General features: G+C 69.1%; 18 protein-coding genes and 1 tRNA gene. 6 read left to right on the top strand and 13 right to left on the bottom strand.

All coding sequences use genetic code 11. The features are described from left to right. Positions 1–9: 9 nt before the first annotated feature. From IE157_RS11050 to IE157_RS11080, 7 genes are all read right to left on the bottom strand, one after another. Positions 10–831, bottom strand: coding sequence for an urease accessory protein UreF (locus IE157_RS11050; RefSeq protein ID WP_064845596.1), 822 nt, complete (start codon positions 829–831; stop codon positions 10–12). Then, positions 831–1,316, bottom strand: coding sequence for an urease accessory protein UreE (gene ureE, locus IE157_RS11055; RefSeq protein ID WP_144998489.1), 486 nt, complete (start codon positions 1,314–1,316; stop codon positions 831–833). Before ureE ends, IE157_RS11050 begins: the two co-directional genes overlap by 1 nt. A gap of 146 nt (positions 1,317–1,462) precedes the next feature. Beyond that, positions 1,463–3,190 (bottom strand): urease subunit alpha, encoded by a 1,728-nt coding sequence (gene ureC, locus IE157_RS11060; protein WP_064845594.1) that lies wholly within the window; start codon positions 3,188–3,190, stop codon positions 1,463–1,465. Further along, entirely contained in the window at positions 3,187–3,510 is a 324-nt protein-coding gene (locus IE157_RS11065; protein WP_098053625.1) for an urease subunit beta, read from the bottom strand. Before IE157_RS11065 ends, ureC begins: the two co-directional genes overlap by 4 nt. Before the next feature lie 13 nt (positions 3,511–3,523). After that, positions 3,524–3,826, bottom strand: coding sequence for an urease subunit gamma (locus tag IE157_RS11070; RefSeq protein WP_035964916.1), 303 nt, complete (start codon positions 3,824–3,826; stop codon positions 3,524–3,526). Positions 3,827–4,156: 330 nt separating this feature from the next. After that, positions 4,157–4,453: a hypothetical protein gene (locus tag IE157_RS11075; protein WP_064845592.1), complete on the bottom strand. Its 297-nt coding sequence runs from the start codon at positions 4,451–4,453 to the stop codon at positions 4,157–4,159. A gap of 46 nt (positions 4,454–4,499) precedes the next feature. Then, positions 4,500–5,831 (bottom strand): DUF2254 domain-containing protein, encoded by a 1,332-nt coding sequence (locus IE157_RS11080; protein WP_318281449.1) that lies wholly within the window; start codon positions 5,829–5,831, stop codon positions 4,500–4,502. 120 nt (positions 5,832–5,951) lie between these two features. Here IE157_RS11080 and IE157_RS11085 point away from each other — a divergent pair, with 120 nt between their 5' ends. Next, positions 5,952–6,557 (top strand): class I SAM-dependent methyltransferase, encoded by a 606-nt coding sequence (locus IE157_RS11085; protein ID WP_193519999.1) that lies wholly within the window; start codon positions 5,952–5,954, stop codon positions 6,555–6,557. 33 nt (positions 6,558–6,590) lie between these two features. On the opposite strand, the gene IE157_RS11090 is transcribed toward IE157_RS11085, so the two are convergent. Genes IE157_RS11090 through IE157_RS11100 form a run of 3 tightly spaced genes read right to left on the bottom strand, consistent with a single transcriptional unit; the run spans position 6,591 to position 8,487 of the window. Next, positions 6,591–6,938 carry a GNAT family N-acetyltransferase gene (locus IE157_RS11090; protein WP_193520000.1) on the bottom strand — a complete coding sequence of 116 codons (348 nt, stop codon included), beginning with the start codon at positions 6,936–6,938 and terminating at the stop codon, positions 6,591–6,593. A gap of 29 nt (positions 6,939–6,967) precedes the next feature. Continuing rightward, entirely contained in the window at positions 6,968–7,978 is a 1,011-nt protein-coding gene (locus IE157_RS11095; RefSeq protein ID WP_193520001.1) for a pirin family protein, read from the bottom strand. Beyond that, on the bottom strand, positions 7,975–8,487 hold the full coding sequence (locus tag IE157_RS11100; protein ID WP_193520002.1) for a carboxymuconolactone decarboxylase family protein: 513 nt from the start codon (positions 8,485–8,487) through the stop codon (positions 7,975–7,977). The genes IE157_RS11095 and IE157_RS11100 overlap by 4 nt, the downstream gene beginning before the upstream one ends. 304 nt (positions 8,488–8,791) lie before the next feature. Here IE157_RS11100 and IE157_RS11105 point away from each other — a divergent pair, with 304 nt between their 5' ends. Both IE157_RS11105 and IE157_RS11110 read left to right on the top strand, forming a co-directional pair. Then, complete coding sequence (locus IE157_RS11105; protein ID WP_064845586.1) at positions 8,792–9,262, top strand: MarR family winged helix-turn-helix transcriptional regulator; 471 nt, start codon at positions 8,792–8,794, stop codon at positions 9,260–9,262. A 129-nt stretch (positions 9,263–9,391) separates the two neighbouring features. After that, the gene (locus IE157_RS11110) at positions 9,392–10,522 is read left to right on the top strand and encodes a DUF808 domain-containing protein (protein WP_144998483.1); all 1,131 of its coding nucleotides are present in this window, start codon (positions 9,392–9,394) and stop codon (positions 10,520–10,522) included. Here IE157_RS11110 and IE157_RS11115 read toward each other — a convergent pair. After that, complete coding sequence (locus IE157_RS11115; RefSeq protein ID WP_144998481.1) at positions 10,500–11,639, bottom strand: saccharopine dehydrogenase family protein; 1,140 nt, start codon at positions 11,637–11,639, stop codon at positions 10,500–10,502. The two genes, IE157_RS11110 and IE157_RS11115, sit on opposite strands and share 23 nt — an antisense overlap. Positions 11,640–11,727: 88 nt before the next feature. Next, on the bottom strand, positions 11,728–12,471 hold the full coding sequence (locus IE157_RS11120; RefSeq protein WP_064845583.1) for a hypothetical protein: 744 nt from the start codon (positions 12,469–12,471) through the stop codon (positions 11,728–11,730). A 129-nt stretch (positions 12,472–12,600) separates the two neighbouring features. Between IE157_RS11120 and IE157_RS11125 the strand changes: the two genes are divergently transcribed. From IE157_RS11125 to IE157_RS11135, 3 genes are all read left to right on the top strand, one after another. Then, positions 12,601–13,440 carry an arylamine N-acetyltransferase family protein gene (locus tag IE157_RS11125; RefSeq protein WP_193520003.1) on the top strand — a complete coding sequence of 280 codons (840 nt, stop codon included), beginning with the start codon at positions 12,601–12,603 and terminating at the stop codon, positions 13,438–13,440. Between the two features lie 239 nt (positions 13,441–13,679). Continuing rightward, positions 13,680–15,167: an LGFP repeat-containing protein gene (locus IE157_RS11130; protein ID WP_318281450.1), complete on the top strand. Its 1,488-nt coding sequence runs from the start codon at positions 13,680–13,682 to the stop codon at positions 15,165–15,167. Between the two features lie 168 nt (positions 15,168–15,335). Then, the gene (locus tag IE157_RS11135) at positions 15,336–15,548 is read left to right on the top strand and encodes a DUF2087 domain-containing protein (protein WP_193520004.1); all 213 of its coding nucleotides are present in this window, start codon (positions 15,336–15,338) and stop codon (positions 15,546–15,548) included. Between the two features lie 179 nt (positions 15,549–15,727). Here IE157_RS11135 and IE157_RS11140 read toward each other — a convergent pair. Beyond that, positions 15,728–15,811: transfer RNA gene (locus IE157_RS11140), tRNA-Leu, on the bottom strand. Positions 15,812–15,860 lie beyond the last annotated feature (49 nt).

Genomic DNA, 15,860 nt, shown 5'->3' on the forward strand with positions numbered 1-15,860 from the left:
TGGCGCGGTTCAGCTCATGAACATGCGCGCGCGTTGGGTTTCGTGGTGCATCTGGGCGATCTCCAACCCCGGGGAGACCACGCCCAGATCGGACATGTCGAGTGCGGAGATGCGTTCCCACGCGGCCGCGACCCGGGGGCGCAGTGCCCCCAGGGTGCGCTGGCCCGCGTTCTGCCCGATGGGGATCCCGCGCACCGCGTTCTGGGTCAGCGAGGTGAGGGTGGAGAACAGGAAGGCCTGCGTGATCGCTGCCGGGGGCACACCGTGGTCCACCCCGATCAGCGCGAACACGATCGCCTGGTGGCCGTGGCACGTCCCCTCCGCCACGAGGCGGGCGTAGCGTTCCAGTCCCGGGCCGGGTAGGGACAGCGTGCCGATCTCGAGCAGCCGGCGTCCCATGGTCAGCCCGGCTTGTCGCACCTGGGCCGGTAGGGCCTGGGCGAACATGAGGGCGTCGAGTCGGACGAGGCCGGCGTCGAAGTCGGAGTCGGGTGTCGCGTCCGCCGGGGCTGCGGGGGGATCCGCGGGCGACGCCGCGCCGTCGGCGGCCGCCAGCGCGGAAGGTGCCGTGCCCGCCGAGGCTCCGTTCGCCGTCGTCCCCGCGAACAACTCCGCGGTGAGCCGCACGGCCAGACCGTCCGCGTAGACGAGCTGGTGGTCGAGGAAACGTTCCAGCCAGTCCTGGAAGCTCGCTTGGTCCGACACGGTGCCACGTTCCAGGTAGGTCTCCATGCCGAACGTGTGCGCGAACGCCCCCGTGGGCAGCGCGGAATCGCAGATCTGCAGCAGCGGCAGGAGAGATCCCGCCCAGTCCTGTGCGTCCCCGGTCATTAGTGCGTGTGCTCCGCGTGGCGGAACGGGACCGGCATCACGCGTTCCTGCCGCTCGTACGGCACGCCGTGCTCGTCCAGGTACTGGGTCACCGTGTGGTCGAACTGCACCACCATGACCTCTGCGCCGTATTCGGAGGACGTGTCGAAGAACTGGGCCTGCAGGTGCCGGTTGCCCAGCCCGTGCGCCGTCACGCCCATCTCGGTGATGGTGCGCGGGGCGATCACGAGCACGTCCGTGGCCTCGACGGACACGACGACGACGCCGCGCTCGTCCCGGAGCAGGATGTCCCCGTCCTGGAGGTCGCCGGCCGCGCCGCGCGGACTGTCCAGGCGCAACCCCAGGGTGCGGCCGTGATCCGTGGTCACGCGCTGGATCCGCTTCACGAGTTCGGAACTGGGCAGCACCACCTTCTCCACGTGCAGCCCCTGCCGTTCGGAGGGGGACAGATCGGCCAGGTTGCCCAGGACGCGGTCGACGATCACGAGATCCTCCTTGTCGGGAACGTGTCGGGAATGGTTGGTCGGGGTGCCGGTGCCGGGGCGGCAACGACGGGCCCGTAACGACTGGTTGGCGGCGCCGGGTGCCAGCCGAGCGCCGTCGTCCGCGGATTGCCGGCGGCCGCTTGGGCTCAGAACAGGAAGTACCGCTGGGCCATGGGGAGCACGTCCACGGGCTCGCACGTGACCTTCTCGCCGTCCACGCGCACCTCGTAGGTTTCGGGGTCCACGTCCAGCTCGGGGGTCTCGCCGTTGAACGCGAGGTCGGACTTGCGCAGGGACCGGATGCCGTGGACCGCCTTGACGGTCTTCCGCAGACCGAGCTGCTCCGGGACGCCCGCGTCCACGGCCGCCTGGGACATGAACGTGATGGAGGAGGAGTGCACCGCGGAACCCAACCCGCCGAACGAACCGCGCATGGTCATGGGCTGGGGCGTGGGGATGGACCCGTTGGAATCACCCATGAGGGAGGAGACCACCTGCCCGCCCTTGAACACCATGAACGGTTTGACGCCGAAGAACGCAGGTTCCCACAGCACCAGGTCCGCGAACTTCCCGGCCTCCACACTGCCCACGTAGTCACCCACACCGTGGGCGAGCGCGGGGTTGATCGTGTACTTGGAGATGTAGCGCTTGAGCCGGAAGTTGTCGCCGCGCTCGGTGTCCCCGTCCAGCTTGCCGCGCTGCTTCTTCATCTTGTCCGCGACCTGCCACGTCCGCAGAATCACTTCCCCCACGCGGCCCATGGCCTGGGAGTCGGAGCTCGTGATGGAAAAGATGCCCATGTCCTGCAGCACGTCCTCCGCAGCGATCGTCTCCGGGCGGATGCGGGAATCCGCGAACGCCACGTCCTCGGGGATGTCCGGGTTGAGGTGATGGCACACCATGAGCATGTCCAGGTGCTCCTCCTCCGTGTTGCGTGTGAACGGCAACGTGGGGTTCGTGGAGGCGGGCAGCACGTTGGGGAACGCGGCTATCTTGATGATGTCCGGGGCGTGGCCGCCGCCGGCACCCTCGGTGTGGTACGTGTGGATGACCCGCCCGTCGATGGCCTTGATCGTGTCCTCCACGAACCCGGCCTCGTTGAGGGTGTCCGTGTGGATGGCCACCTGCACGTCGTAATGGTCGGCCACCTTCAAGGAGTTGTCGATCGCCGCGGGCGTGGCGCCCCAGTCCTCGTGCACCTTGAGCCCAATGGCCCCGGCTTTGATCTGCTCGGCCAGCGGTTCCACCGCACTCGCGTGCCCCTTGCCCAGCAGGCCCACGTTCATGGGAAAGTTCTCGACGGCGCGCAGCATGTTCGCGAGGTTCCAGGACCCGGGCGTGATGGTCGTGGCCTTCGTGCCCTCCGCGGGTCCGGTACCGCCACCGATCATGGTGGTGATCCCCGAGTTCAGGGCGGTAGCGAACTGGTCGGGGCTGATGAAGTGGATGTGGGTGTCCAGGCCCCCGGCGGTGAGGATGCGGCCCTCACCGGCCACGGCCTCGGTCGCGGGACCGATCACCACGTCCACGCCGTCCATGATGTTGGGGTTGCCGGCCTTGCCGATGGCCAGGATCCGTCCGTCCCGCAGCCCCACGTCCGCCTTGTAGATGCCCGTGTGGTCCAGGACGATCACGTTGGTGATCACGGTGTCTGCCACGGCCAGGTCACCCGGGGCGCCGTCGCGGACGGTGTTGCCGTCCTGACCCATCCCGTCGCGGATGACCTTGCCGCCGCCGAACACGGTCTCGTCACCGTGGCTCGTGAGGTCCTTCTCCACCTCCAGGAACAGGTCCGTGTCCGCGAGCCGGACGACGTCCCCCGTGGTGGGGCCGTACAGACCGGCGTACTGCTGCCGGGACATCTCGAAGCTCATGAGCGTTCCTCACTGTCCAGGGGGCCGTTGACGGCGTTGCGGAATCCGAACACGGCACGGTCACCGGCCATCGCCACCAGGCGGACGGTCTTCTTGTCCCCCGGTTCGAAGCGCACAGCCGTGCCGGCGGGGATGTCGAGGTGGAAGCCGCGGGCGGCGTCGCGATCGAAGCGCAGCGCCGGGTTGGTCTCCGAGAAGTGGAAGTGGGAGCCCACCTGCACCGGGCGGTCGCCGGTGTTGGTGACGTCCAGCTCCACGGTGTCGCGGCCCTCGTTGCACACCACGGGGGTGTCCGCCAGGACGTATTCGCCAGGGATCATGGGAGTCTCCTTCCTATCGGATGGGGGTGTGGACGGTGACGAGCTTGGTGCCGTCCGGGAAGGTGGCCTCCACCTGGACGTCCGAGATCATCTCGGGCACACCCTCCATGACGTCGTCCCGGCCGAGGATGGTGGTCCCCCAACTCATGAGGTCCGCCACCGTGCGGCCGTCCCGGGCGCCCTCGATCAGTTCGTAACTGATGATCGCCACGGCCTCCGGGTAATTGAGCTTCAGGCCCCGGGCCTGGCGTCTGCGTGCGAGGTCCGCGGCGACGACGATCTGCAGTTTCTCCTGCTCGCGAGGGATCAAGTGCATTGCGGCTCCAAGGATGGTCAGAAGGACGTCCGGCAGGGAAAGAAGACTACCTAACAACCGGCATGATACACCTGACGCGTGAAAACACACTCCGTAGTGCTCCGTCGTGTTCTTAGGAGTTGCCCGGGAGCCGTCCGGGCCTGCGCTCGGAGGTGCCCGAGTGGCACAGGTCGCCGGGCCCGGTCGACGACGCCGCGCAGTGCCCGACGCCGCGTTGGGTGCGCTCCGCGGGTACGACGACGCCCGGGCTTCGTGTGCGGAACCCGGGCGGCGTCGTCGTGCAGTGGTCGTGGCGCGTTCGCTACGCGCGGGCACCACGAAGGATGGAGCCTACAGCTTCCACTCCCAGGCCTGGTCCACGAAACCGGGCGCATAGACCAGGGTTCCCGTTTTCGCGGGCACGTCCAACACGATCTTGCCGGTCGCACGCTCGGCGGGCCCCATCTCCGGGATCCGCTCTGCATCGGGCAAGCACATGTAGGACGCGGCTGATGCCACCGAGTTCGCCGTGGTCCCGGCCGGAGTGATGAATTTCCATTCGTGCGGATTGAACATGTAATCAGTGCCGTAGAGGGCCTCTTGGAACTGTTCCCTCGGGCCGGTCTCAGCGGACACATCGAGGGTCACGAAGTGCCCGTTCTCGGGTTTCTGTGCGTAACCCGGCGGGGGCGGGTCACCGACTGTGGTCGGCGGGATCCGTGTGGTCGGAGGACAGGGAGCGGAGGTGGCGTAGATCCTCGGGGTGTATGTCCTTCTGTGCTTCGAGCCCGTCGAGCAGCAGTTGCATCTGTCGCTGCAGGGCCGGAACCAGATCGGGGTGCCCCTGGTCCCGCAGGTGGGTGATCAGCATCCGCAGCCCCCGCAACATGGTGGCGGCCACGTCCGGCTGGTCGAGGCACGTCTGCCGGAGCTGATCGAAGGCGTGGGCGATGTATTCCTCATGGGAGAGGTTCCAGGGCTGGACGAGCACCCGGCGGGATCCGTCCTGCAACGCCGGGGGCGGAAGTGGAGTGATGAGCAACGTCCGCATCAGACTCCCCAGCCGCAGGATGACCTCCACGGCGGTCGTGGGGTCATTCACGGCCGGACTCAGGGCACGCAGCCCGATGTCCACGAGCTGGCGGACGGAGAAGTCGACGTCCTGGAGGGTGGTGCGCATATCGGACACGCCGATCGACTCGGCGAGACCCTTCCTGCTGGCGGCCGAGGGGCGGGGCCACACCGTCAACAGGGGTTCACCGGCGTGGATGTAAGCACCCACGCGGGTGTCCATGCGCACGGTGGTGCCGGGGGAGGCGGCCGCGAGGAGCTGGCGGATGTCCACCTGGCTGATCCATCCGCTGCGCGTGGCGGGAATGACTGCGGCGTCATCGGGGGCATCGTGGAAGTCCCGGGGATCGACCTCACGCATCCCGGAGGGCACTTCGTCAAGTGCGGCGGCCACCTTCTCTCCCTCGTCCGCGATGACCCGGGCCACGTTGCCCACCTGGAGCCCGTGGGCCAGGTGATCCAGGTGCATGATGATGCCGATCACGGTGATCAGCGTCAGCACCACGGCGAGCGTCAGCGACACCTTCGGCGCAGGGGCCGTGGTCTCCCCGCTGACACTGGGCAGCGCCAGCACGCAGTAGAAGAAGGTGGCCACGAGCAGGCCGATCACGCGCTGACTCAGCCGGTCCCGGATGAAGGACCGCATGACCCGTGGGGAGAACTGGCTGCTGGCCAACTGCAGGCTGACCACGGTCAGGGAGAACACCACGCCCACGGTGGTGATCATCGCCCCGGCCACGGTGGCCAGCAACCACGTGGCCGCGTTGCTGCTCATCTCCAGCGTGAACGGCACGTGGGTGTCGTACCCCAGGGCGTGATCGACGGACGTCGCGATGATTGCCAACACGATCCCGCCCAGCATGATGATGGCGGGATAGAGGAACAGGCTCTCCTCGAATCGGTACCGCAGCGCCGCGAGGCGCAGCCGCCACGAGACACCTCCACGTCCAGCCACTGTCTGTCCTCCGAGCATTGTTCGCCGACGAGCCTGCCGATCGTCAGCCTACCCAGACCGTTCACGGAGGCGGGCACGCGGAGCGTGGGCAAGGGGGCGGCACCTCGATAGCCTGGCCTCATGACGGAACAGAACAAGTGGCTTGCCCGGGTGGCTCGGAACCCCGGGCATTCCCAGTGGTACATCGAACGGTTCCGCACCATGGCCGCGCGCGGGGAGGACATCGTGGGGGAGGCCCGGCTCATCGACGCCATGGTTCCCCGCGGCGCTCGCATCCTGGATGCCGGGTGCGGAGCGGGGCGGCTGTCCGGGTACCTACACGCGGCCGGGCATCGGGTGGTCGGGGTGGACGTGGATCCCGAGTTGATCGACGCCGCCCGGCAGGACTACCCGGGCCCTGAGTATCGCGTGGCCGATCTCGCCGTACTGGCCGACATGGACCTCGGGGACGCCTTCGACGCCATCGTGTGCGCGGGCAACGTGGTCACGTTCCTAGCGGAAAACACCCGGCGGGACGTGCTGCGCGGCTTCCGCAGTCACCTGGGTCAGGACGGCCGCGCGGTGGCCGGTTTCGGCGCGGGGCGCGGCTACTCCGCCGAGGAGTTCTTCGCCGACGCAGCTGCGGAGGGTCTCACACCGCAACTCACCCTGGCGGGGTGGGACGTACGCCCCTGGTCCCCGGACAGCGAGTTCCTCGTGACCGTGTTGGGACCCGCGGCCGGGTGAGTGGAAGCGGCTGTGCTGAGGCGCCGATAGAAGTTACCGATTCATCCCCGACAACGCCTGCAAGTGCGTCGGGCGGACCGCAGTGGCGTGGGGCTGGTAGTCGTCGTGCTTGCCGAGCCAGGACTTGATGTAGGGGCACACCGGGACGATGGTCTTCCCATCGGCGATGGTGCCGTCCAAGGCCACCCTCGAGAGCATGGACGCGAGACCCTGACCGCTGTAAGCGTCGTCGACGGTCGTGTGGTAGAAGATCCGCCGCGGCTCGTCGGCGCCGTCGAACGGCAGGTAGTGCGCCTCGCCGATGACCGCGTCACCGTCGAGGAGTTCGTAGCGGTGCCCGTCGGCGTTGTGGCGGACGGTGATGTCGGATTCGGTTTCCACGGGACTCTCCTGGGTGGGATCGGGCGGGCTCAGCCGCGGGGTCGCAAAGTGACGGTGGGCAGAGTCGGGGCCGGCAGTGGCGCGGGCTGACCGTCGGGAAAGGGGCCGAAGCGCGGGTACGGGGTCCCGTCCGAGTAAGTTCCGGACTCTGGGGTGGGGTCCGGTTCGGCGTCGATCTCGGCCTGCCACTGCTCACGGTAGGCCATGACCTCCTCGTGGGTGCGGCCCACGAAGTTCCACCACATCACGATCTGCTCCCCCAGGGGCTCCCCGCCCAGGAGCATGGCCCGCACGGGCTTCTCGTCGGCGGTTAGGACCACGCTGTCCCGCCCCGTGGGGAGGTAGGCCAGGTGGTCCTCCGGGATCGGCGCCGAGTTCAGGCTCAGGTCCCCGGTGTCCACCAGGACCCCGTGCTCGAAGGACGGGTCCAGGTCCAGGTCCAGTTCCGTTGCCGGCTCCATGAGGATCTCGGCGGCCACCAGCGGGGGTGTGTAGGTGTTCACCGGGGACGTGGATCCGGCCAGCTCACCGATGAATATCCGCAGCTCGGCGCCGTGGTTCTTCACGGGCTCTGGCGTGTAGTGCTCGAAGGTCGGTGCCATGTGACGGGTGTCGTCCGGCAGGGCGTACCACAGCTGCACGCCGTGCAGGGTGGTGGTGTCCGGGGCGGAGAACTCCTGGTGGGAGATCCCGCGCCCGGCGATCATGAGGTTGACCTCCCCGGGGCGCACGTCCGCGCTGTACCCGGCGGAGTCCAGGTGGGAGATGCCGCCGGTGAACAGCCAGCTCACCGTGGCCAGGCCGGTGTGCGGGTGGCGCGCCACGGACATGCCCCCGGTGTCCGCCACGGGATCGGGGCCGTAGTGGTCCAGGAAACACCACGCGCCGATGAGACTGCGATGGCGCTGGGGGAGGGTGCGGCGCACGGTCATCGCCCGCGGGCCACCCAGGGGCACGTCCCGCGGGGTCAGCAGGGCCGCCCCGGCACCGATCGCCTCGGTGCACAGGACCTCTTGCGGGTTGCGTTCCAGGTTGGTCATCGCGCACCTCCGCTGCTCGTGGTCGCACCGGCCGGCGCGGACGCAGTCTTACGGGGACGGACGGGGTGTCCGGACAGGATGGAGATCCGGTTGAAGGCGTTGATCGCGATCGCGGTCCACTGCAGGGCGGAGTACTGCTCGTCGTTCAGTGCTTCCCGGGCCGCGGCCTGCTCGGCGTGCCGCGTGTTCTCGTCGGGCAGCAGGGTGACCGTTTCGGCGATGATCAGGGCGGCCCGTTCCACGGCATTGAAAAGAACGGTGTCACGCCATGCGGGGAGCACTGCGAGTTGCTGCGCGGTCACCCCGGCAGTCTCGGCCTTGCGGACGTGCAGGTCCAGGCAGAACGCGCACCCGTTGAGCTGGGACACCCGCACGTTGACCAGTTCCACGACCGAGGCGGGGATGCCCGCGTCCTCGGCCGCGGCCCCGACCTTGCGGGAGAAGGCGTTGACCGCCCGCCAGCTGGAGGGGTCGGACTTGTCCAGGAAGAAGCGGTCCTGCTCGGTCATGGCGGCTCCTCGTGGTTTCGCGCGCCGGCTGCGTTCGCCGGAGACGACGACGCTGCTGTCGCGGCCTCCCGGCGCGGGTCCGGGATGCGACGGGGCGGTCCGGGTGGAGATGAACTCATTTGAACAGAAATATCTTCCTCGCAAGACTAACTTGCGGTCGGGGTCCGCTCAAGGGGTCGGGACAGGGTGCGGGGCTAGGGGTGGCCGCGCAAGAAGATTCTTGGACAAATGTTTCCGTGGCGAGGTAAAATCATCCCTCAGCTCAACGAGTTCTAAGGGCTCGAAGGGCTCGAAAGGGGAGATCATGACCGCGCACACCGACACCGCTGCCCAGGCGGTGGACCCCGTGACCCTGTGGGGCCAGGTGATCGAGGGGTTCCAGAGCACCAACAAGAACCTGCACCGAGAGGTGGCCGCGGCCCATGCGTTGAACGCCGCGGAGGCCGAGGCGTTGCTGCGGCTGACGCGCACCCCGCACCAGCGCATGCCCATGGCCGAATTGGCCCGTCAGGTGGCCTTCAGCACCGGCGGTTTCACCAAGGTCGCGGACCGGCTCACCAAGCGCGGCCTGGTCCGGCGTGCCCCGTGTCCCGAGGACCGGCGCGTCGTCTACCTCGAGCTCACCGCCGAAGGCCGCACCACGGCAGGGAAGGTCCGTGATCTCGTGGCCGAGACGATGACGGCCACGTTCGTGGACGTCCTGGGCCCCGAACGCGCCGTCGTGGTCGCACAGGCGATGGCCGATCTGCACCGCAGCGGAATCGACCGCGCGTAGCGGTCTCGGCGACCGAGGCGCGAACTACCTCGGACAGGGGCCGATGCCGCTCGTGGTTCGCGCCGGCCGCGGCACCCTTTACGCTTGTCCTTAATCGAGATAGCTGAGCACATGGATTGAGGGAGCCTGATGGCCGCTGGACTGGCTGCGCTGCTGGATGACATCGCGGCACTCGCCAAGCTGACCGCCGCGAGTGTGGACGACGTTGCCGGGGCGGCGGGGCGTGCGAGCGCCAAGGCCGCGGGCGTCGTCGTCGACGACACCGCGGTGGCCCCGCGATTCGTGCAGGGTGTTAACCCCAAGCGGGAACTACCGATCATCAAGAAGATCACGATCGGCTCCCTGCGCAACAAGCTGCTGATCATCCTGCCGGTGGCCCTGATCCTGAGCCAGTTCGCGCCGTGGTTGCTCACGCCGCTGCTGATGCTGGGCGGCACGTACCTGTGCTTCGAGGGCGCGGAAAAGGTGATCGAGCACCTGTCCCACCAGGAGCACGCCCCCAACGAACCCGCCGCGGACCGCGGTCCGGAGGCGGAGAAGAAGATCACCTCCGGGGCGATCCGCACGGACCTGATCCTCAGCGCGGAGATCATGGTGATCGCGCTCAACGAGGTCTCCCACGAGCCGTTCCTGACCCGCACGCTCATCCTGATCGTGGTGGCGATCTTCATCACGGTGCTCGTCTACGGCGTCGTGGCCCTGATCGTGAAGATGGACGACATCGGCCTGGCCCTGGCCCAGAAGGACTCCGAGGGCGCCCAGAAGTTCGGCCGGGGCCTGGTCAAGGCCATGCCCACGGTGCTGTCCGTGATCTCGATCGTGGGTGTCTTCGCCATGCTGTGGGTGGGCGGGCACATCATCCTGGTGGGCATGGCCGACCTCGGGTTCACCCCAGTGTACGACTGGGTCCACCACCTGGGCGAGTCAGTGCACCACGTGGCCGGGGTGGGCCCCGCGCTCGCGTGGCTCGTGGAGACGTTCTGCGCCCTGGTGCTGGGCATCGTGTGGGGTTCCATCATCGTGGGCATCGTCCACGTGCTGCCCTTCGGCAAGAAGCACGGCGACGACGACGTTCACTCCTCCGATGCCGCCGGCCGTGAGTCCTCGGATGCCGACGACGCCGTGTCTACCCACCGGGGGAACGTCGCCGCGGTGCGCGGAGCGCCGTCGTCCGGGGTCTCAGCGACCGGGGCGTCGTCATCGGCAGATCCTCACGTGGAAGGCGGCTCGACCGCGGTCAGCGAGCCGCCCCGGGGCTGACCTCCCGCAACCCCGCCGAAGCGCACAGCTCCACGAGGCCTTCCATGCCGAAGGCCTGCAGCGGGCCCACCACCCCGCGCGCCCGTGAACGGTCCTTGAGCACGTGCTCCGCGCCGGCCGCCAACAGGTGGCCGGTGAGCGTGTAGACGTTGGGACCCGCCACGCGGACCTCGGACACGGTCTCGCCCCGGGAATCGGTGGCCACAGCGATGGCCAGGGAGGACGACTTCACCCGCTCACTGGCACTGGGCCCACCCTCGGAACCGGTCAGGGCGGTGATGCCCTTGCCGAGCGCCTTGCGGGCCAGGGACGAGGAACCGGCCACGGCCATCACGGGCAGCGCAGCCTTCATGACTGGCCCCGGCGCGGAGAACCACCCGTTGAACACCTCGATGTTCGCAACCTTCGGGAACGCGTCCGGCAGGAACACGATCTCGCTCCCGGGGACCATCACCGTGTTGCGCTTCGCCCCGTCCACCGTGAACGTGTGTTGCCGCGGTATCCGCCCCGGCTTCTTCCACCGGTGATCACGCCACACCAGGAACGGTTTGCTCAGCTCTTCGAGCATGGTGGTCATGGTCCCGCCGCTCAGCCCGGTAGGGCCCGCCCCGGGGGCGAAGTAGCCCACCCGCAGGGTCTCGGCGCGGTCCCCGGCGCGTTCCAGAGCCAGGGATCCCGCGAGGATCCCGGGCACGTAGTCGTAACCGAATGCGGGCAGCATGGTGCCGCGGGGCGCATCACCCGGTGCAGCGGCGTCGTCGGGCGCGGCGGCAGGATAGCGCTCCTGGAGCCGACGCACGAAGCCCACCTCACCCGTCGAGTCCAGGTAGTGGGCACCCTGGGCCGCGGCGGCGTCCGCGGCCACGTCCCCGAGTCGCTCGAAGGGACCCACGGTGGTGACCAGGACGTCCCCCTCGGAGACCAGCGCGCGGACGGAATCGGGCTCGGCCAGGTCCGCGGTCCGCACGTCCAGGCCGCCCAGCGTGCAGGCCAGCTGGTTCAGGGGCCGTTCGCGGCGCCCGGCGAGGACGGGGCGCACTCCCCGTTCCACGAGGGACTCGACCACCAGGCGGCCGGTGTATCCGGTGGCTCCGAAAACCACCACGTGAGCGTTCATGGGTGTCCTCCTGCGCTGGGACGGACCGCAACGGGTGCCGTGCGGGCTGGTTCGTCACGTTACGGGATCGGGCCGGAGTGCGCGACGATTACGCGGGCTCCCCGCGCACCACGTCCACGTGCACGTGGTCCAGGTGGCGCAGGATCTCGTTCGCCGGCGCGGGCGCGTTGTAGAGGTGCCAGCGCCCGGCGGGGGAGCGCGAACCCCAGACCATGTCGTCGAAGATCACGTACTGGACGTCCAGGTCCTCGGCGTGGGCCACGAGCCAGTGCGCGAGCTGCCACCCCTGCCGGCGGTTCTCCTCCGTCACGGGGCGGAAGAACACGTCGACGGCGCGCCCGTCGTAGTGCGTGGAATTCTCGCCATGTCCGTGGCCCACACCGCCCGGGGCGAAACCGCCGAGGCTCAGGGGGCCGAAGACCTCGATCATCGCGTCCCGGACCGCTTCGGCCCGGGGCGTCAGCCCGGAGGGGGTGATCTCCTGCGCCTCGAGTCCCTCGCTGCTGTGCCCGCGGCAGCGCAGGCTGGGCCCGGCGTCGTCGGGCGGGCCGTGCGTGAGACGCTCCATGACAGTCGGCTCCACGCCGGGTGCCGCGGAGGCGTCCGCACCGCGCACGACGGCGGTGGTCGCGGCTTTGGCCTCCTCGCGGGTCAGAGGGACGTCCCCGTCCTGCGTGGTCACCGTGCATTCCGCCCTGCCCAGTGCGGGAGGGGCACTCGACACGATCGAACGCAGCGGTCCCGAACCGGCCCACACGGCACCCACCACGAGGGCCAGCACCACGAGCAGACCCCACATCCAGCCGGCGACGCGTCCCGGAGCGCGGCTCATGAGGGGGACGGGGACGTGGTGTGCGGATGCATGACGGGTCCTTGTCGGGGTGCGGTCGTGTGTCACCATGATGCCGGGTCAACCTTGCCGTGCCCCGCGTACCGGCCCGCTCCCGTGCCCCCGGAGGTCATGATGAACGAACGCCCCGCGTCCCCGTGGCGGATCGAGGACGTGGACGTCCCCGGCTACCTCGCGGCATTGGACGTCGACGCCGCGCAGCTCGCCGCCGCCCCGCGGGACCTGAGCCTGCTCGAACGGCTGCACCGCGCCCATGTTTTCACGTTCCCGTTCAGCAACGTGGAGGTGCTGCTCGGACAGCATCCCGGGGTGGAATTGGCGACCGTGCAGGACCAACTCGTCCGACGCCGCCGCGGCGGGTACTGCTTCGAGCACTCGCAGTTGTTCGCGGCCGTTCTGGAAACGCTGGGCTTCACCGTGCGCCGCGCCCTGGGCCGCGTGCGTTCGTTCGACAGCCCCCGCACCCACATGACCGTGCTCGTGGACCTCGCCGGCACACGCTACCTGTGCGATCCCGGCTTCGGTTTCAGCATCACGGGTCCCATCCCGTTGGATGACGGCGCGCGCCGCGTGGAGGGGGACCGCACCTTCTCGATCGGGCGGGTCACGGACGAGGGCTGGCCCGTGTGGTCGTTCGAGCGGGACGGGGCCATGGAACACGTGCTGGACGAGTCCACCATCCACCCCGCGGACGTGCGGATGGGCCACCTGCAGACCTCGACCGGTGCGGAGTCCATATTCCGCCATCACCTCATGGTCATGAAGCACACCCCGCGGGGCCACGTGACCGTGACCGAACACGGCACCACCGTGCGCACCCCTGGGCGGCCGACCCGGCAGCGGGAACTGACGGCCCCGGAGATCGTGACCGAGGTCCGGGATCTGGGCGTGCGGATCACCGAGGAGGAAGACGCGCAGCTCACCGACGTCGTGACCCGGATGAGGGGCTGATCGGGGCGGGATCGGCGGCCGCGGGCGGCCAGTCGTGGGGGGGGGCGACGGCTGCGAGCGGCCGGGACACCAAAAATTAACGCGGCACGGGCTTCGCGTTCGCAAAATTCGATCACGCCGATGGCATGATCTTCACCTGGCTGAGCATTTCCCCCGATGCTCGGCCAGCGCTGCGCCCGGAATGAGCTGACCGAGCGGGCCACAACTGAATACCCCCCCCATGTAGAAAGCAGCCCCCCATGCGTTTCTTCCGTTCCTCCGTGGTGCCCGCGGCGGCCCTCGCCGTGGTCACGGCGCTGTCCCCGTTGGCGCTCTCCCCGTCATTCCTGGCCCCGGCGAACGCCGCTCCCGCAGTGACCGCTCCCGCAGTGACCGCTCCCGCGGTTCCCGCGGTCCGGACCGCGCCGCGGGTTCCCGAGGCGCCCGTGCACGCGGCTCAGGCCCCCGCCCTTCCCGCGACCGCCCATCACAAACCCTTCAAGGCCGCGGGCAAGAACTCGAGCTACCACATCTACACGAACGGCATCGACCGTTCGAAGGCCGTGGGTGTGCTGTTCTACCTGGGCGGCGACTACGACAACCCCGGCGAGACCTGGGTGCACAGCCCCCAAGGGACCGCGCTCACAGCACTGGCCGCTCAGGCCCGCAAGAAGAACATGATCCTGGTGGTCCCCATCTCCCCGGACCACAAGCTCAAGCCCAACGGCATCACGTGGTGGGAGGACGCGGACGGCAACGGCGACTACTTTCGCGCGCTCAAGGACAGCCTCGTGAAGACCTACGACCTGGACACCTCCCGCGTGTGGCTCGCCGGCTACTCGGGTGGCGCGGAGTTCATCACGTACGAGCTGCTGGCCGATCGGCAGAACTGGATCCGTGGCGGCGGTGCGACAATCATCGGCGGCGGCGGTGCCAGCGGCATGCAGACCGCGCCGAGTGCCGCGGTGCGCTCCCTCCCGATCACATGGCACGCGGGGACCAAGGACGTGGCCGGCAGCACCAACCCACCCACGTGGTCCGCGTCCGCCGCCGCAGCCCAGGGCATGAAGCGGTTCCGGGCGGACGGGTTCACCCGCGCCTCCCTCAAGACCCTGCAGGGCTACGACCACGACGACTACGACATCGTGGGCCTGATCGCCCAGGGTTTGGCCACGCTGCCGCCCGCGCCGACGACGACGGGCCAGACCGCCACACGGGGCACCCCTCAGACGTCCTGGCTGCGCGGGGCCATCCGGACCGACTACGTCGCCACGGGTGGGATGGGGGCATATGGGCAACCGACGTCGGCGGAGAAGCCCACGGGCCGCGCGGGCGGGGTCTACCAGGGCTTCACGAAGAACTACACGTATTACTGGAGCCCCGCGACCGGCGCCCACCCCGTGAAGTGGGGGACCGGCATCGGTAACGCCTACAAGGCTGCCGGTCTGGAGCGCGGGTGGGGCTATCCCGTAATGGCGGAGCGCAAGATCCCCGGCGGCGCCTACCAAGACTTCCGCAACGGCAACGCCCGCTACCGCGCCATGTACTCCCCGGCCACGGGCACCCGCGTGATCAAGCTCAGCGGCGGGATCGGTACGGCCTGGCAGAAGGCCGGGCACGAACACGCGTGGGGGTACCCCGCGACCGACGAGTACGCCGTCTCCGGCGGTATGGCCCAGCGCTTTTCCCGCGGTGTGGTGGCCACGTGGCACCGCTCCACCGGTAAGGTCACGGTGAGTCGGGGGTAGCGGTACCCGACCGGTACCCCGGACGCACGGCAACCACCGTGCGTCCGGGGCGTGCCACCCGGGGTGTTGCGTCCATGGTCCGGACGAGGGCGTGATGCCCCGGCCCCCGCGCAGGGACACGACCGGCGCCTGCAGTTTCTCGGCCAGCGCGCGGATCTGATCCGCAGCGTGCCGGACCTGCCCGTGCGCTGGGTCGACGACGTCGTGGCCGCGGTGGCCCGGCGGGTCGTGCGCCCCGGGGAAGCCGTCGCGGAGTCCGCGCTCAACGGGTGGCTGCGGATGTTCGTGCTCGACGCCGCGTTCTTCCACCGGCACGCCGTGGACACGGGAGTGCTCAGGCGCGCCCCGGACGGGGCCCGGTACGAACTGACCGAGGATTGAGCGGGGGCGGCGGCGCGAGGGGCCGGCCGCACCATCGATACGGAGAGTTCCCGCGGTCTCCGTCGGCTTCGGTTCTACGGAGCCGTCCGGTGGGGAGCGCCGGATAACGGTTGCCTTCGACCGACCCCGCGAATGACGAAGTCCCGTCCGACCTTCCGGTCGAACGGGACTTCTTGCGGTGCGCGAGGGGGGAGTTGAACCCCCACGCCCTCTCGGGCACACGGACCTGAACCGTGCGCGTCTGCCTATTCCGCCACTCGCGCTCGTTGTTCCACGCGGCATTCGCCGGTGAGCAACGTCGAAAAGAATACC

Origin of the sequence: Kocuria marina (assembly GCA_014652975.1) — a bacterium.
In the GTDB taxonomy this organism is placed as follows: Bacteria; Actinomycetota; Actinomycetes; order Actinomycetales; family Micrococcaceae; genus Kocuria; species Kocuria marina.

Coding starts and splice junctions, on each gene's coding strand:
- IE157_RS11050 (WP_064845596.1), bottom strand. CDS start 831: ATGACCGGGGACGCACAGGACTGGGCGGGATCTCTCCTGCCGCTGCTG.
- ureC (WP_064845594.1), bottom strand. CDS start 3,190: ATGAGCTTCGAGATGTCCCGGCAGCAGTACGCCGGTCTGTACGGCCCC.
- IE157_RS11065 (WP_098053625.1), bottom strand. CDS start 3,510: ATGATCCCTGGCGAATACGTCCTGGCGGACACCCCCGTGGTGTGCAAC.
- IE157_RS11070 (WP_035964916.1), bottom strand. CDS start 3,826: ATGCACTTGATCCCTCGCGAGCAGGAGAAACTGCAGATCGTCGTCGCC.
- IE157_RS11085 (WP_193519999.1), top strand. CDS start 5,952: ATGACGGAACAGAACAAGTGGCTTGCCCGGGTGGCTCGGAACCCCGGG.
- IE157_RS11095 (WP_193520001.1), bottom strand. CDS start 7,978: ATGACCAACCTGGAACGCAACCCGCAAGAGGTCCTGTGCACCGAGGCG.
- IE157_RS11100 (WP_193520002.1), bottom strand. CDS start 8,487: ATGACCGAGCAGGACCGCTTCTTCCTGGACAAGTCCGACCCCTCCAGC.
- IE157_RS11105 (WP_064845586.1), top strand. CDS start 8,792: ATGACCGCGCACACCGACACCGCTGCCCAGGCGGTGGACCCCGTGACC.
- IE157_RS11110 (WP_144998483.1), top strand. CDS start 9,392: ATGGCCGCTGGACTGGCTGCGCTGCTGGATGACATCGCGGCACTCGCC.
- IE157_RS11115 (WP_144998481.1), bottom strand. CDS start 11,639: ATGAACGCTCACGTGGTGGTTTTCGGAGCCACCGGATACACCGGCCGC.
- IE157_RS11120 (WP_064845583.1), bottom strand. CDS start 12,471: ATGAGCCGCGCTCCGGGACGCGTCGCCGGCTGGATGTGGGGTCTGCTC.
- IE157_RS11125 (WP_193520003.1), top strand. CDS start 12,601: ATGATGAACGAACGCCCCGCGTCCCCGTGGCGGATCGAGGACGTGGAC.
- IE157_RS11130 (WP_318281450.1), top strand. CDS start 13,680: ATGCGTTTCTTCCGTTCCTCCGTGGTGCCCGCGGCGGCCCTCGCCGTG.